15 protein-coding genes are annotated in these 14,105 nt (G+C 71.8%); 7 read left to right on the top strand and 8 right to left on the bottom strand.

The genetic code is table 11. The annotated features are described in order from the left end of the window. The first annotated feature begins 83 nt into the window (after nt 1-83). Nucleotides 84-923: a helix-turn-helix transcriptional regulator gene (locus VD659_RS16595; protein ID WP_423262153.1), complete on the top strand. Its 840-nt coding sequence runs from the start codon at nt 84-86 to the stop codon at nt 921-923. 16 nt (nt 924-939) lie between these two features. Here VD659_RS16595 and VD659_RS16600 read toward each other — a convergent pair whose 3' ends face one another. Continuing rightward, entirely contained in the window at nt 940-1,989 is a 1,050-nt protein-coding gene (locus tag VD659_RS16600; RefSeq protein WP_423262154.1) for an NAD(P)/FAD-dependent oxidoreductase, read from the bottom strand. A 196-nt stretch (nt 1,990-2,185) separates the two neighbouring features. On the opposite strand from VD659_RS16600, the gene VD659_RS16605 reads away from it, so the two are divergent. The 4 genes from VD659_RS16605 (at nt 2,186) to VD659_RS16620 (ending at nt 5,361) form a co-directional block, all read left to right on the top strand. Next, nucleotides 2,186-3,169, top strand: a complete 984-nt coding sequence (locus VD659_RS16605; protein ID WP_423262155.1) for a patatin-like phospholipase family protein — start codon at nt 2,186-2,188, stop codon at nt 3,167-3,169. A 129-nt stretch (nt 3,170-3,298) separates the two neighbouring features. Further along, nucleotides 3,299-4,129, top strand: a complete 831-nt coding sequence (locus tag VD659_RS16610; RefSeq protein WP_423262156.1) for a hypothetical protein — start codon at nt 3,299-3,301, stop codon at nt 4,127-4,129. 118 nt (nt 4,130-4,247) lie between these two features. After that, the gene (locus VD659_RS16615; RefSeq protein WP_423262157.1) at nt 4,248-4,688 is read left to right on the top strand and encodes a VOC family protein; all 441 of its coding nucleotides are present in this window, start codon (nt 4,248-4,250) and stop codon (nt 4,686-4,688) included. Nucleotides 4,689-4,704: 16 nt separating this feature from the next. Further along, a complete protein-coding gene (locus VD659_RS16620; RefSeq protein ID WP_423262158.1) occupies nt 4,705-5,361 on the top strand; it encodes a winged helix-turn-helix transcriptional regulator in 657 nt (218 codons plus the stop codon). Nucleotides 5,362-5,386: 25 nt separating this feature from the next. On the opposite strand, the gene VD659_RS16625 is transcribed toward VD659_RS16620, so the two are convergent. From VD659_RS16625 to VD659_RS16645, 5 genes are all read right to left on the bottom strand, one after another. After that, complete coding sequence (locus VD659_RS16625; RefSeq protein WP_423262159.1) at nt 5,387-5,695, bottom strand: EthD family reductase; 309 nt, start codon at nt 5,693-5,695, stop codon at nt 5,387-5,389. A 133-nt stretch (nt 5,696-5,828) separates the two neighbouring features. Then, nucleotides 5,829-6,980, bottom strand: coding sequence for a glycerol dehydrogenase (locus tag VD659_RS16630; protein WP_137835526.1), 1,152 nt, complete (start codon nt 6,978-6,980; stop codon nt 5,829-5,831). 61 nt (nt 6,981-7,041) lie between these two features. Next, nucleotides 7,042-8,082 carry an NAD(P)-dependent alcohol dehydrogenase gene (locus tag VD659_RS16635; protein ID WP_423262160.1) on the bottom strand — a complete coding sequence of 347 codons (1,041 nt, stop codon included), beginning with the start codon at nt 8,080-8,082 and terminating at the stop codon, nt 7,042-7,044. Further along, nucleotides 8,079-8,897 (bottom strand): iron-sulfur cluster assembly protein, encoded by an 819-nt coding sequence (locus tag VD659_RS16640; RefSeq protein ID WP_423262161.1) that lies wholly within the window; start codon nt 8,895-8,897, stop codon nt 8,079-8,081. The genes VD659_RS16635 and VD659_RS16640 overlap by 4 nt, the downstream gene beginning before the upstream one ends. Continuing rightward, nucleotides 8,897-9,940 carry an amidohydrolase family protein gene (locus VD659_RS16645; protein WP_423262162.1) on the bottom strand — a complete coding sequence of 348 codons (1,044 nt, stop codon included), beginning with the start codon at nt 9,938-9,940 and terminating at the stop codon, nt 8,897-8,899. Before VD659_RS16645 ends, VD659_RS16640 begins: the two co-directional genes overlap by 1 nt. A 164-nt stretch (nt 9,941-10,104) precedes the next feature. On the opposite strand from VD659_RS16645, the gene VD659_RS16650 reads away from it, so the two are divergent. Beyond that, a complete protein-coding gene (locus VD659_RS16650) occupies nt 10,105-11,637 on the top strand; it encodes a GAF domain-containing protein (protein ID WP_423262163.1) in 1,533 nt (510 codons plus the stop codon). Between the two features lie 26 nt (nt 11,638-11,663). Here the strand turns inward: VD659_RS16650 and VD659_RS16655 are convergent, their stop codons facing one another. Beyond that, nucleotides 11,664-12,701, bottom strand: a complete 1,038-nt coding sequence (locus VD659_RS16655) for an LLM class flavin-dependent oxidoreductase (RefSeq protein ID WP_423262164.1) — start codon at nt 12,699-12,701, stop codon at nt 11,664-11,666. A gap of 203 nt (nt 12,702-12,904) precedes the next feature. Between VD659_RS16655 and VD659_RS16660 the strand changes: the two genes are divergently transcribed. Further along, entirely contained in the window at nt 12,905-13,342 is a 438-nt protein-coding gene (locus VD659_RS16660; RefSeq protein ID WP_423262165.1) for a DNA polymerase beta superfamily protein, read from the top strand. Between the two features lie 11 nt (nt 13,343-13,353). Here VD659_RS16660 and aroQ read toward each other — a convergent pair whose 3' ends face one another. Continuing rightward, on the bottom strand, nt 13,354-14,094 hold the full coding sequence (aroQ, locus tag VD659_RS16665) for a gamma subclass chorismate mutase AroQ (RefSeq protein ID WP_423262166.1): 741 nt from the start codon (nt 14,092-14,094) through the stop codon (nt 13,354-13,356). Nucleotides 14,095-14,105: the final 11 nt, after the last annotated feature.

The raw sequence follows: 14,105 nt of genomic DNA on the forward strand, positions 1-14,105 counted from the left end.
TCGAGCCTCGCGGATCCGACGCACCGCATCCAGGACTCGCCGAGTCACTGTTACGGAGCTCCCCCATGGTCGATAGTGAAGGCATGCAGATCGACAGGGCGGGACTCTCGGAGTTCCTGCTGCGCCGGCGCGCGGCCCTGCAGCCCGAAGACGTGGGGCTCCCCCGCGGCGCGCGGCGCCGCACGAACGGGCTGCGCCGGGAGGAGGTCGCAGCCCTCAGTCACATGTCGGCCGACTACTACGCCCGGCTCGAGCGCGGCACCGGTCCGCATCCCTCCGAGCAGATGATCGCGTCGATCGCCCAGGGACTGCACCTCTCGCTCGACGAACGCGACCATCTGCTGCGGCTCGCGGGTCACCAGCCGCCCGCGCGCGGCGCATCCGGAGACCACATCGGGCCCGGGCTGCTGCGCATCCTCGACCGGCTGAACGACACCCCCGCCGAGATCGTCAGCGAGCTCGGCGAGACGCTGCGCCAGACGCCGCTCGGCGTGGCGCTGACCGGGGAGACCACCGGGTTCACCGGCCCGATGCGGAGCATCGGCTACCGCTGGTTCGCCGACCCCGCGAGCCGCCGGCTCTACGCGGCCGAGGACCACGAATTCCTCTCCCGGCTGTGGGTCTCGGGGCTGCGGGAGGTCGCCACCCGCCGTGGTCCCGTCTCGAGGGCCGCGGCCTACGTGGAGCTTCTGCTCGGGTCGAGCGAGGAGTTCCGCGCCCTGTGGGAGCGGCACGAAGTGGGCCTGCGCCCGGGGGCGACCAAGCACTTCGTGCACCCCGAGCTCGGCGCTCTGGAACTGAGCTGCCAGACCCTCGTCGACCCGGCCGAGTCGCACGCGCTGCTCGTCTACACGGCCTCGCCCGGCTCGGAGAGCCACGAGAAGCTGCAGCTGCTCTCGGTGATCGGCGCGCAGGCGTTCTAGACGGGACGCACGCGTCTCAGCGGCGGCGGGCGATCGCGCGGCCGAGGGCGTCGCCCGAAGCCCACGCGGTGGCGACGGAGGAGCGCCCGCCCCAGGCGTCGCCGCAGATGCCGACGCCGTCCTGGAGGGCGAAGGGCTCCGGATGCGTCGTGGTGGCGCGGGCGAAGGTCCACCGGTGGGCGTGACTCCAGTCGGTGCGGATGCCCGGGTCGATGCCGAGGAGGGCTCTGACCTCGGCCTCCACGGCACGGACGGCGCCGTCGGGCTGCTCGAGATGGGCGCGGGCGAACCCGGCCGTGCTGTGGGCCACGATTACCGGAGCTCCGTCGCCACGGCGGTCTCCGTCGTCGGCCAGGAAGGTCAGGATCGGCGAGCCGTGCACGAAGGCGCCGTGCAGCTCGGCCGGCCAGCCGCACTCCGCGAAGCCGAGGGCCACCGCGATCACGGGCCCCCAGGAGTGGGTGTCGAGCTGCGCAGCGAGCGCAGAGGAGGGTGGGAGCAGCCGGGCGGCCTGCGGTTCGGGCATCGCCAGCACGACGGTGCCGTAGCGGATGCCGTCGGCCGTGCCGTCGGCGGCTATTCCCCCGAACTCGGTCTCGCGCTCCACATGCAGTTCGGCAGCCAGATCGACGGCGAGGGAGCGGAGACCGCGGGCGGCGGCGTAGCGCAGCGGGCCCGTGGTGCGCCGCGCTGTTCCGGCGGTGCTGGTGGGGGTGTCCCCGGTCTCGGTGCTCGTACCGCCCTCGGCGGTCTCGCCGGTCGCGGCGGTGCCGAGCACGGCGAAGGTGTCGGTCCAGGGATGCACGAGCCCTCGATGCTCCCAATCGGCCACCACGGCGGCGAACCCGCTGCCGTCCGGCACGGTGAAGTAGGAGGCGCCGAGGTCGACGACGCGGTCGTGGAGCGTTCGTCCCGACATCCGGCCGCCCGGGCGGCGCCCACGGTCGATGACGCGCACGGCGACGCCTTCCTGGCGCAGTGCCCGCGCGCAGGCGAGACCGGAGATCCCGGCGCCCACGACGAGCACCTCCGCGGGGGTGGACGGCGAGATGTCGGAGGAGGTCACGCTCTCATCCTGGCCTCATCGGGCAGCGATTGCGGGGCGGCCGAACGCCTGCTAGCGTCGCTGGCATCGTGATCGGCTGAAGGAGGTGACACCCATGTACGCAGTATCCGCATCGGGTGCTCCCTGCGCCTCACGAACGCGCGACTGAGCTGGTCGCATCAGGAGCCCCGCCACGCACCTCGCGAAAGGCACTCCCATGAGCACGACTCACTCCTCTTCTCTCGACCCTCGACGCAGCCGCGATGACGGTCCCGCCGTCAGCCGCGCCCTCGTGCTCGGGGGCGGCGGCGCCGCCGGCAACGCCTGGCTGATCGGCGTGCTCGCCGGGCTCGCCGAGGGCGGTGTGGATGCATCCGCCGCCGAGCTCGTCATCGGCACCTCGGCCGGTGCCACGGCCGCTGCACAGCTCGCGGGAGCCACCGCGGCCGAGCTGCTCGCCGCCATCCTCGACGCCGAAGCACCGCCGGCCCCGGGCACGGCCTCGCCCGGCAGGGTCGGGTCCGGCACGGTCGGGGCCGTGGGCTCGGGCGCCGGCCGGCACCCCATCGGACCGCTCTCCGGACACCTCGAGACCACCAACCGCATCATCGCCGCCTCGGCCGACCTCGCCGACATGCGGCGGCGGATGGGGGCGGCTGCGCTCGCGGTGGACGAGGCGTCCGACGGCTCCTGGTCGGAGCAGTGGCGGGCCACCGCTCTGAGCCGGTTCCCCGTGCGGGACTGGCCGGCGCACCGGATGCTGCTCACCGCCGTCGACGCCCGCACCGGCGAGCCCGTGGAGTTCGGGCGCCACAGCGGAGTCGAGCTGGTCGACGCCGTCGCTGCGAGCACCTCGGGCGGCCCCTCCGCGTATCGCATCGGCGACGGGCGCTACATCGACGGCGGCTACCGCCGGTCGAGTGAGAACGCCGACCTGGCCGTGGGGTCCGAGCGGGTTCTCGTGCTCTCGCCCTTGGGCGGCAGAACGCGGCTCCCGCTCGGCTGGGGCGCCGAACTCGCCGTGCAGGTGGCGGAGTTGAGGGCGGCCGGGAGCACGGTCGAGGCGATCCTGCCCGACGCCGACTCGCTCGCCGCGTTCGGCGACAGCATGACGAACCTGGCCACGCGCGTGCCCGCCGCTCGCGCCGGCCACGCCCAGGGCCGGGCCGCCGCCGCGGGCCTCCGCGAATTCTGGGGGTGACGCGCATCCATCCGTCAATGGAGTGCCTCCGCCGATCGCATGCCTCCCGGGCGATATGCGATGCAGGAGACTGGCCTGCATCGACGATCGGGGGATCACATGACGGGGCAGCCACGAGGGATTCGACGCATGACCACCCTCGCTGTGGTGCTCGCGCTCCTCCTCGGCGGCTGCTCGATGTTCCTCCCACGCAGCGGAGACGACCGGGCGCGGGATGCGGCACGCGCCACAGCGAGGCAGATCGCGGCCGACATCGACGACAGCCGCCCCCGGAACGTTCTCGCATCCGACCTCGCCTACCTCCACTCGGACGCGAGCCGGGTGGCCCCGGCGACCGACGATGCAGCCGCGTCCGGAGAAGGCGACCACCTGAGGATCACGGCACTCAGCTGGGACGGCATGACCCGCGACGACGACGGGGCGCGCTTCGTTCTGGAGATCGCCGTGCACCAGGCCTCCTTCACCTCGGGGTCGTTCGGAGGCGAGAGCGTCGAGGCAGGCGACTGGACCGGGTGCTTCGCGTTCCGCGTGCGGCCGTTCTTCGCCTGGACACCGACCACGGCCGACGAGACCCGCTGCCCAGAAGGAGACGGCTCGTCACCGACGCCTCCGCCGAGCCCGGCGCCGGTGCCCTCGCTCCCCGACGGCGCTCAGGAGACCCTCCGCTCCGTGCTCGCCGGCGCGACGGCGGGGTCGCTCGCGGCCGAGCTCGCTGCCGCGTTCCCCGACGGCTCGGTACGCAGCGACCCGGTGACGGGAGCGCGGCTGATCCGGGACTCGGGTTCGGAGGGCGCCGTACTGGCCGCCGCCGTCGGAATCGCGGGGACGACCGACTGTGCCGTCGGCACACGGGCGGCCGACGGCACCGTGCAGGTGTGGCATCCGCAGGCCATCACCCTCTCCGCGGGCGAAGCCGGGTGCACGATATCGAACGCTCTGCATCCCGTGACCACGCATTGACCTCACGCGGACAGCAGGAGGCCCTTGACGGGGCACTTGTTTTTTGCAAGTGTTGAGGCATCCGAAAGACGGAGTTCATCCGGCGCCTCGCGACGGAGCCCACGAGAGGGAGTTCACGATGACCACCATGATGTTCGTCAACCTGCCGGTGACCGACCTGGAGCGTGCGAAGACGTTCTACACGGCGATCGGATTCACGATCAACGAGAAGTTCACCGACCACAACGCCTCGTGCGTCGTGGTCGAGCCCGACCACAGCGCGTTCATGCTCGTGACCCGCGACTACTTCCAGACCTTCAGCGCACGGCCGATCGGCGACCCGTCGAAGGACGTCTCGGTCGCGACCTCGATCTTCGTCGACACGCGCGACGACGTCGACTCGGCGGTGACCAACGGCCTCGCCGCCGGCGGCACCGAGGCGCAGGATGCGGCCGACTACGGCTTCATGTACCAGCGGCAGCTCACCGACCCCGACGGCAACATCATCGAGTTCGGCTGGATGGACCCGGTGGCCGCCGAGCAGGGCCCCGAGGCCTACACCGCCCAGCAGCAGGGCTGAGCCGGGGCTCTCAGCGATGGCGTCGCGCGACTACGGGCAGTACTCCGGCATCACCCGGGCCATGGAGCTCGTCGGTGAGCGCTGGGCCCTGCTGATCGTGCGCGACCTGCTCGTGGGGCCGCGCCGCTACGGGGAGCTCGCGGCGGAGCTCCCCCGCATCCCGTCGAACATCCTGGCCGCACGCCTCAAAGAGCTGCAGGCGGCCGGGGTGATCCGGCGGGCGCCGCGGTCGCGCGTGATCCTCTACGAGCTCACCCCGTTCGGGCGGGAGCTCGAGCCCGTCGTGCTGGCACTCGGCGCCTGGGGGTTCCGGGCGCTCGACGATCCGCGCGAGGAGCAGCTGATCTCCGCGGAGTCGATGACGATGGATCTGCGGAGCGCCTTCCGGGCCTCGGTGGCGCGCGAGCTGCCCGCCACCGCCTACGAGGCCCGGTTCGGAGGTTCGGGCGGAACCGAGCTGCTCATCCGCGTCGACGGCTCCGCGCTCGACGTGGCGAGCGGGGGCGGCCCGGGCGACGTGGCGTTCTCCATCGCGGGGGGCGCCGGCATCCGGCAGCTCATCACCGGCGAACTGGATGCCGAACAAGCGATCGCCACGGGCGTGGTCGAGCTGCGTCACGGCGACAAGAGCCTGCTCGGGCGCTTCGCGGACACCTTCCACCTCGCGGCCTGACCGCGCACGGGCCGGCGGGCGCGCCTCAGGACTCCTCGACGTCGGAGAACAGGATGCGCACTCCCCCGGTGGCGAGGCCGAAGATGTGCGGGAAGAGCGCGCCGGCCTCCTCGGTGGCGACGGCGGCGCTGGCCGCGTCGTAGTCGGAGAAGTAGAGGTCGACCTGACGGTAGGCGGGCGTCGGCGTGCCGTCCTCCTTCGGCCAGACCTTCGCCGATTCGATGCGCTGGAGGCCGGGGAGCGCCTTGGCCAGAGCCACCTGCTCCGGGTAGGCGGCCTCGAACGCCGAGGGGTCGGTGGGGTTGTCGTAGATGACGGTGATCTTGGTGGGCACGGGCGCATCCTTTCGTCGGGGCCGCCGGGGAGCGTGATCGGCGTCGGCGGCAGGCGAGTCGATGACTCGATTGCGACGCTACGCCGACCACGCCCCCGATGGTACGGAACCCGGCGGATCGGGGGCCGTTCGTTCAGTGCTGGTGCGCCACGTAGGCCACCGGCTCCGGCAGCTTGGCCTCGGCGCGGATGCGGCGGGAGAGGCGCTCGATCGACTTCAGCGCCGCCACCACGTCGACCGCCCGCACCGCGAAGGGCATGGCGTGGATGGTCTCGCCGGGCACGGTGGCCAGCTCCGCCACCTGGGTGAGCTCGGGCGAATCCGCGGAGAGGCCGATCTCGGTGAGGGTCGTCGGCAGGCCCACGCGGGTGGTGAACTCGATGAAGTCGCGGATGTCGGCCGTCGGCGCCCCTTCGAGCACGAGCTGCGTGATCGAGCCGATGTTCACCTTCTGTCCGTGCGCGAGACCGTGGGTCTGCGGCGCGGCCGTGAGCCCGTTGTGGATGGCATGGGCCGCCGCGAGACCGCCCGACTCGAAGCCGAGGCCCGAGAGCAGGGTGTTCGCCTCGATGACCTTCTCCACCGAGGGGGTCACCACGTGGTCGCGCACCGCGTCCAGCGCGGGCAGCGCGTTCTCCCAGAGCACGTCCCAGCTGAGCCGGGCAAGAGCCGTGCCGGTCTCGGTGGGCAGACCGCCCGCCATCGTGTTCGAGTTCGACCGCGAGGTGGCGCGCGCCTCGAGCCAGGTGGCCAGGGCGTCGCCGACTCCGGCCGCGAGGAAGGCCGCCGGCGCGTTCGCGACGAGCTGCGAGTCGATCAGCACGAGGTCGGGGTTGCGCGGGAAGAAGCGGTACTCCTCGAACGCGCCGTCCTCGGTGTAGATGACGGCGAGGGCGGAGGTGGGCGCATCCGTCGACGCGACCGAGGGCACGGTGACCCAGCGGATGCCCGCGAGGAACCCCGCCGACTTCACCGCATCGATCGTGCTGCCACCGCCCAGGGCGACCACGACATCCGCTCCGGCGTCGGCGATGACGGCCACGAGCCGGTCGATCTCGCCCGAGGTCGGGATGCCGTTGAACTTCTCGCGGCGCACCGGCAGGCCGGCGGCCGCCAGCGAGGCCTCGACGTCGTGGCCGACGAAGCCCCACACGACGTCGTCGGAGACCAGCAGCGGGGTCGAGCCGATCGGGGCGAGGTACTCCCCCAGCTTCGTGATGGCCCCGGGGCCCTGCACGTAGCGGCCGGGACTGATGACCGTGCGGATGGGGATGGTTGTGGGCATTGCTGACTCCTGACGTCGTCGTCGGATGGATGGGGAGAGGGGAGGAAAAGGAGGGTTCCGGCTACGGGATGAGGATGGCCCGGCCGCGCACGCGGCCGGCATCCAGGTCGTCGATGGCTTGCTGGAAGTCGTCGAGCGCATACCGCGCCGTGTGCAGGGTCACGAGGCCGCGCGCCGCCAGCACCATCAGTTCGGTGAGGTCGTCGTAGCTGCCCACCAGGTTGCCGATGATGTTGATCTCGTTCGAGATGATGTCGATCGTCGGGATGTCGATGTTCTCGCCGTAGCCCACGACGTAGAAGTCGCCGGCCTGCCGCAGCATCTGCACGCCCTGGGCGGTCGAGCCGCCCTCGCCCACGAAGTCCACCACGACCTCGGCGCCGTAGCCGTCGGTCAGCTCGAGCACACGGGTGACGTGGGAGCCGTCGGCGGCGGCCACGACCGTGTGGTCGGCCCCGAGCGACGCCGCGAGCTCCAGCGCGGCCGGGTTGCGGTCGACCACGATCAGCTCCGACGCCGTGAGCGCCTTCAGCACCTGGATTCCGATGTGCCCGAGCCCGCCGGCTCCGATGACCACGCAGCGGTCGGCCGGCCGGAGCTTGCGCGCCGCCTTCGCCGCCGCGTGATAGGCCGTGAGGCCCGCATCCGCCAGCGCCGCGACATCCGCCGGTTCGAGCGAGTCGGCGATGCGCACGACGCTGCGCGCACTCGTCTTGAGGAACTCGGCGTACCCGCCGTGCGTGTCGATGCCGGGGAACTCGCTCTGCGTGCAGTGCACGTCGTCGCCCAGCCGGCACGCCCGGCACAGCCCGCAGGTGATGAGCGGATGCACGATCACCTTGTCACCGACGGCCACGTTCGTGACGGCGCTGCCGATCGCCTCCACCCAGCCGGCGTTCTCGTGCCCGATCGTGTACGGCAGGGCGACGCCCGACTTCTGCTCCCACTGCCCCTCGAGGATGTGCAGATCGGTGCGGCAGACGCCGGCGCCGCCGATCCGCACGATCACGTCGAACGGTCCGGTGACCTTGGGCTTCGGGATCTCGGTCAGCTGCAGGTCCTGGTGGTAGCCGACAACCTGCACGGCTCTCATGGTGCTCATGCGACGCTCCTTCGCGTGGTTCTGATGAGGGAGGAAACGGGAAAGAAGTTCTCCTCGGCCCGGGGCGCCTGGTCGGCCTCCGAGCCGGGGTAGCGGGTGGCGAGCAGGCCGCGGCAGAAGTGCGCGTTGCCGTCGATCGAGATGCGGGTCGAGCGCGCCCGGCGCAGCGCCAGGGCGGCGGAGGCGGCGGGGTACGGCGTTCCGCGGTCGTCGACGAGCACAGGGTCGTGGTCGTCGACGCTCAGCCCGAGGGTCGCGCGCCGCCGGAGCAGCGCCTCCTTGGCGGCGTCGTCGGGCAGGTCGCCGAGAACGACGGATGCGACATCCTGCTCCCGGATATCGGCCCGGGCCCGCAGCACCGCCGTCAGCGCCCGCTCCATCGCGGCGGTGTGCGCCTTGCGCTGGAAGGTGGCGCGCAGTTCGTCGAGATCGCTCTCGGCCTCGTGCTTGAACGTGCCGAGGTAGCCCGCGTCGGCCGCGAGACCGCCGTTGATGATGGCGGAGTCGTGGTGGTCGTCGAGCTCGACCACGACGTGGCCGGCCTCGGGGAGCGCCGTGAGCACGTCCTTCGCGTCGGACGCCATGAGATAGGCGAAGTTCGGCGCACAGAACGAGGTGGGCAGGCGCAGGTGCACCTCGAGGCCGTCGTCGGTGAACCGCACCGAGCGCACGAAGCCGAGGTCGGTGATGGGCTCGTCGAGCTCGGGGTCGACCACCGCGTCGAGGGCCCGCAGCACGGCCTCCTCGGTGAGGGCGAGGAGCGGGGGCGCTTCGCCCGGCACCGCGCGCGGGGCGAATGCGGTTCGGGGGGCCATCAGACCGCCGCCAGGTCTGCCCGCTCGGGCTCGCGCGGTCCGGTCTCCGTCTCGTTCGCATCCGGGAGCTGCAGCTCCGCCGGCACCGGGATGTCGTACATCTTCGCGGCGTTGAGACCGAGGATCTTGCGCTTCTGGTCCATCGTGATGGGCGCGTACTCGGTCATGTCCTCGGGGATCTGGAAGTCCACGAAGGCCTCGATCAGCCACTTCGGGGTCCACAGCGCGTAGTCGCTCGAGAACTGGATGCGGTCCTCCCCGATCCAGTAGATGAGCTCCCCGATGATCTGCGCGAAGTAGCGCGGACGGGTATGGATGAACGGCATCGCAACCGCGAGGCCGCCGTGCACGTTGGGCTCCTGCGTGGCGATCCAGCAGAAGTCCTCGAGCCGGGGCAGGCCGACGTGCTCGACCACGAAGTTGAGGTCGGTGAAGTCGGTGGCCACGTGGTCGATGTCGGCCACGTCGAAGGCGTCGCGGTCGAGCGGGCGGATGGTGGGGCCCTTGTGCACGTGGATGTTCGTGATGCCCAACTCCCGGCAGAGCTCGAAGTAGCGGTAGGCCCAGGGGTCGTCGAGCTTCCAGCCGCGGGACTCGCCGTGCCATTCCGCGGTGTAGAGCTTCACGCCCTTGAGGTTGAAGCGCTCCGCATCCGCGCGCAGTTGATCCAGACCCGCCTCGCCGTAGCGCGGGTCGAAGTTGTGGTTGTAGGTGAGCTTGTCGGGGTGGGCCTGGGTGAGCGCCCAGGCTTCCTCGGTCTGCCCGAAGCCGTTCTTGTAGAACTCGGTGAGCGCGGCGGGCTGGAAGATGGCGTGGTCGACGATGTCGTCGGCGAACACGTCGCGCAGGAAGCGCTCGCCGCCCTGGTAGAGGTACTCCTCATAGGGCCACTTCTCCTCGGCCGGCGAGAGGTTGGCGTGGTAGTCGTAGAAGCAGTCGATGAACTGCTTGCCGTGGATGTTGCGCTGATTCTCGGGCCGCGCATCCCACAACGCCACGTGGGCGTCGACGATGAAGAACTTCTCGCCGTCTTTGGTGTACATGTCTGCTCCTTTGCTGCATGCGGGGGATCTGCATCCCTGTCGACGACGTTAGGCGGGCGCCGGGAGGTCGAGCCCGGCCTCCGGTCTCAATCTGAGACGGGGGCAGGCGACACCGGGGTGCGGCCGACCTAGACTGACTGCGACGGACGACTGCAAAGGTGCTGATGGACGATCACGCTCTCCCCTCCCGCGCCCAGGTGCACACGGCGCCGATGGCGGCCATCCCGGCGCGCCTGCTGGCCTCCTGGCAGCGCAGCGAAGACTACGGAGTGCCGCTCGACGAGGTGCAGCCCGTCTTCACCGGCACCTACGACGACGAGTCGCTCTTCTCCGAGTGCGGGCGCGAGGTGCTCGCCGAGCTGCACAGCACCCTGGCCTCCGAGCCGGTCGGACTGATGCTGACCGACGCCGACGGCCTCGTGCTCAACCGGCTGAGCGGCGACCACCAGCTGCTGCAGGCCCTCGACCAGGTGCATCTGGCACCCGGCTTCTCCTACTCGGAGCGGGCCGCCGGCACCAACGGGCTCGGCCTGGCGCTCGCCGACCGGGTGCCGACTCTCGTGCGGGCCGACGACCACTACGCGCGCAGCCTCTGCGGCTACACCTGCGCGGCGGCGCCCATCTTCGACCCCGTGACCGGGAGGCTCGAAGGTGCGGTGAACTTCACCACCTGGTCGCATGCGCGTTCCGAGCTGCTGCTCGCCCTCGCGCAGACGGCGGCGAACTCCACCGCGAACCTGATGCTGGCGCGCTCGCACGGGCACCGGCCGCGACGCACCGCGCGCGGACAGGTCTTCCGCATCGAGCCGCTGCGCCACGCGCCCGAGGCCGAGGCCGAGCTCGAGCTCTCCGGAGCCTGGACGGATGCGGTGGCTCGCGCCGTCGAGGCGCTCCGGGACGGCCGCATCGTGGCCGCCGTCGGCGAGCGGGGCTCCGGGCGTGCGACCCTCCTCGCCCAGGCGGAGCGTCAGGTGGGTCCGCGCGACCGGCTGCTCGCCGTGCACGCTCCCGAGCCGCACGACGTCGAGTCCTGGCTGTCGTTCTGGACGCCCGAGCTCGCGCACCCGCAGACCGGGTTCGTGATCTGCGACACCGACCAGCTGCCCGTGGCGGCGGCGGAGCGGCTCCGCGAGCTGCTCATCTCCTCCCGGCGTCCGGCGGATTCGCCGGGCGGGGGCTCCGGCGCCGCTGCGGCCTCGGCCGCCGGCGCCGCGGCGAGGGGTGTCCCGACCTCGGGCTCGTACGCGATATCTGCGGAGCGCTTCGACGGCATCCCTGCTCCGCTGGCCTCGCTGGTCGACACCGTGATCCAGGTGCCGCCTTTGCGGGAGCGGGTCGCCGACATCCTGCCGCTCGCCGACCATCTCGCCCACCGGGCGCGCGGCCGACGGGTGGACATCACGCCGGCGGCGGCGCGGGTGCTCGTCGACTACGCCTGGCCGGGGAACGTGGCCGAGCTCGCGAGCGTGATGAAGGAGGCCGCCGTGCGCACCGATGCGATCGAGGCCCGGCACCTGCCCCCCGAGCTGCTCTCGCGGGCCGAGCACCTGCCGCGCATCAAAGCCTTCGAGCGCGACGAGATGGTGCGGGTGCTCACCCGCCCCGGCATCGCGGTCGAGGACGCCGCGGCTGAGCTCGGGATGAGCCGCGCCACCGTCTACCGCAAGCTCGCGCTGTACGGCATCCGGCTGCCCTGAGGCGGTTCGGAACCCGCCGCTGCGGGCTAGCGCCAGCCGAGCGCCGGGGCGACCTCGGTGAGGATCGACTCGAGCACGTGCGCGTTGTACGCCACGCCGAGCTGGTTCGGCACCGTCAGCAGCAGGGTGTCGGCCTCGGCGATGGCCTCGTCCTCGGCGAGCTGCTTCACCAGGCGCTCCGGCTCGGCCGCGTAGCTGCGGCCGAAGATGGCGCGCAGGTTCGCGTCGATCTGGCCGATCTGGTCCTGGCTGTCGCCGTCGTGGCCGAAGTAGGCGCGGTCCTGGTCGTTCGTGATCGCGAAGATGCTGCGGCTCACCGAGACGCGCGGCTCGAAGTCGTGGCCGGCATCCTTCCACGCCTCGCGGAACTCCCGGATCTGCTTCGCCTGCTGCACGTGGAACGGCTCGCCGGTCTCGTCGGCCTTGAGGGTCGACGACTGCAGGTTCATGCCGAGCTCGGCGGCCCAGCGGGCGGTCGCGTTCGAGGCGGCGCCCCACCAGATGCGTTCGCGCAGACCCTCCGAGTGCGGCTCGATGCGCAGCAGCCCGGGCGGGTTCGGAAACATCGGCCGCGGGTTCGGCTGGGCGAAGCCCTCGCCCTTCAGCACCTGCAGGAAGACCTCCGTGTGCTGACGGGCCATGTCGGCGTCGTCCTCCCCGTCGGCGGGCTGGTAGCCGAAGTAGCGCCAGCCCTCGATCACCTGCTCGGGTGATCCCCGGCTGATGCCGAGCTGCAGTCTGCCGCCGGAGATGAGGTCGGCCGCGCCCGCATCCTCCGCCATGTAGAGGGGGTTCTCGTAGCGCATGTCGATGACGCCGGTGCCGATCTCGATGGTCTTCGTGCGCGCGCCCACGGCGGCGAGCAGCGGGAACGGCGAGCCGAGCTGGCGGGCGAAGTGATGCACCCGGAAGTACGCGCCGTCGGCCCCCAGCTCCTCGGCGGCGACGGCGAGGTCGATCGACTGGAGCAGGGTGTCGGCTGCGGTGCGGGTCTTCGACTGCGGCGACGGCGTCCAGTGCCCGAAGGAGAGGAAGCCGATGCTCTTGCGATTCGTTGCGGTCACGTGCGGTGCAACGCCGGGACGGGCGGGGGCATTCCCGGCGCGTCCGTCCACGGCCGCAGCGCGCGGGAGTCGCTAGGCTGACCCTCCACGGTCTCGTGGTCATGAAAGGCTCGGACGCGATGCGCGCGATACCGGAGACACTCGACCCTCGGGTCGTCGAGCAGATCGACACCATGCTGTTCGCGGTCGGCCGCGACTAATCCGTGCGCATCCCGTGGGCGATCGAGAGCGGCAGCCGCGCCTGGGGATTTCCGTCGCCCGACAGCGACTACGACTGCGGATCATCCCTGACCGGATCGCCGTCGCTCACGCGTGCGTTCTCCGTTCTGCGCCCGGCGATGGCTTTGCGCTGGCTGCGCGTGCATCCGGATGCCGTGCTGCCGCCGATGGACCTACCCGCGCTGACCGCCGAGAGCGAGGTGTCGCCGGAGGTGGCGGAGGCGATCGCCGAGCTCATCGCGCGGAAGTCGGTCACCCGCGAACTCGGTGACGGGCGTGGACCGGCGGTGCTCGAGGCGTTCGTCGGTGCGGTGCTGAGCGCCGCCGAGGGATTCGATTCGCTGCCGTCGCGGAGGAACGAGGCCGAGGTGCGGCTGGCCGCCGATCGGCTCTTCCGCCGGCAGCCCGACACCTTCGGCTGACCGGTCGGCGATCAGCCGCAGAGGTGGGCGGTGGCCGCCGGCAGGGCCGCCAGTGCGGTCGGGGAAGCGACGGTCGTCGCTCCGGGTGGTGCTGCCGCCGCGGCTGAAGGGGTCGCGGTCGTCGCCGTGGTCGTGGTCGTGGTCGTGCCGGATGTCGCGGAGTCCGCAGCTGTCGCCGCGGCCGATGCCGCCTCAGCGACGGCGGATGCGCATCCGGGGTCTGTGCGGTAGCGCTCGACGGCGGCGAGGGCCGGCACGAGGTCCTGCGTGATCGCGTCGAGGACGGGACGCACCTCGGTGGCGAGGTCGGGCGCCGTGGCGGGCGGGGCGGCCGCGCCCGACGCCCAGGCGTCGAGGAGCGACTGCTGGATCTGCTTGCTCGCACTGATCTGGTCGGCGAACACCGCGGCGACGTAGGCCAGGTCGGCCCCGATCTCGGCGGCGCGGGCCGCGGCGGCGTCGAGCACTGCCTTCTCGCGGGCGGCATCCGTCACGGGCTGCCCGCTGAAGTGCTTCGCTGCGGCGACCGCGTCGCCCGTAGCCAGTCGCTGCACGATCAGGGCCAGCACCGGGTCGAAAGCGCCGGCGGGGATCGCGGAGGCCACCGATGCGGCCGGGGTGGACGCCACCGAGGCCGCGACCGAGGCCGCCGGGGCCGGGGCGCTGCTGCTCGAGCACCCCGCGAGGGCGACCACGGTCAGGCTGACGGCGACGGCCGCTGCGACTCGCCTGCGACTGAGAGGTGCGAACACGCATCCAGGGT

The sequence above is a fragment of the Herbiconiux sp. 11R-BC genome, assembly GCF_049472555.1.
Lineage (GTDB): Bacteria > Actinomycetota > Actinomycetes > Actinomycetales > Microbacteriaceae > Herbiconiux.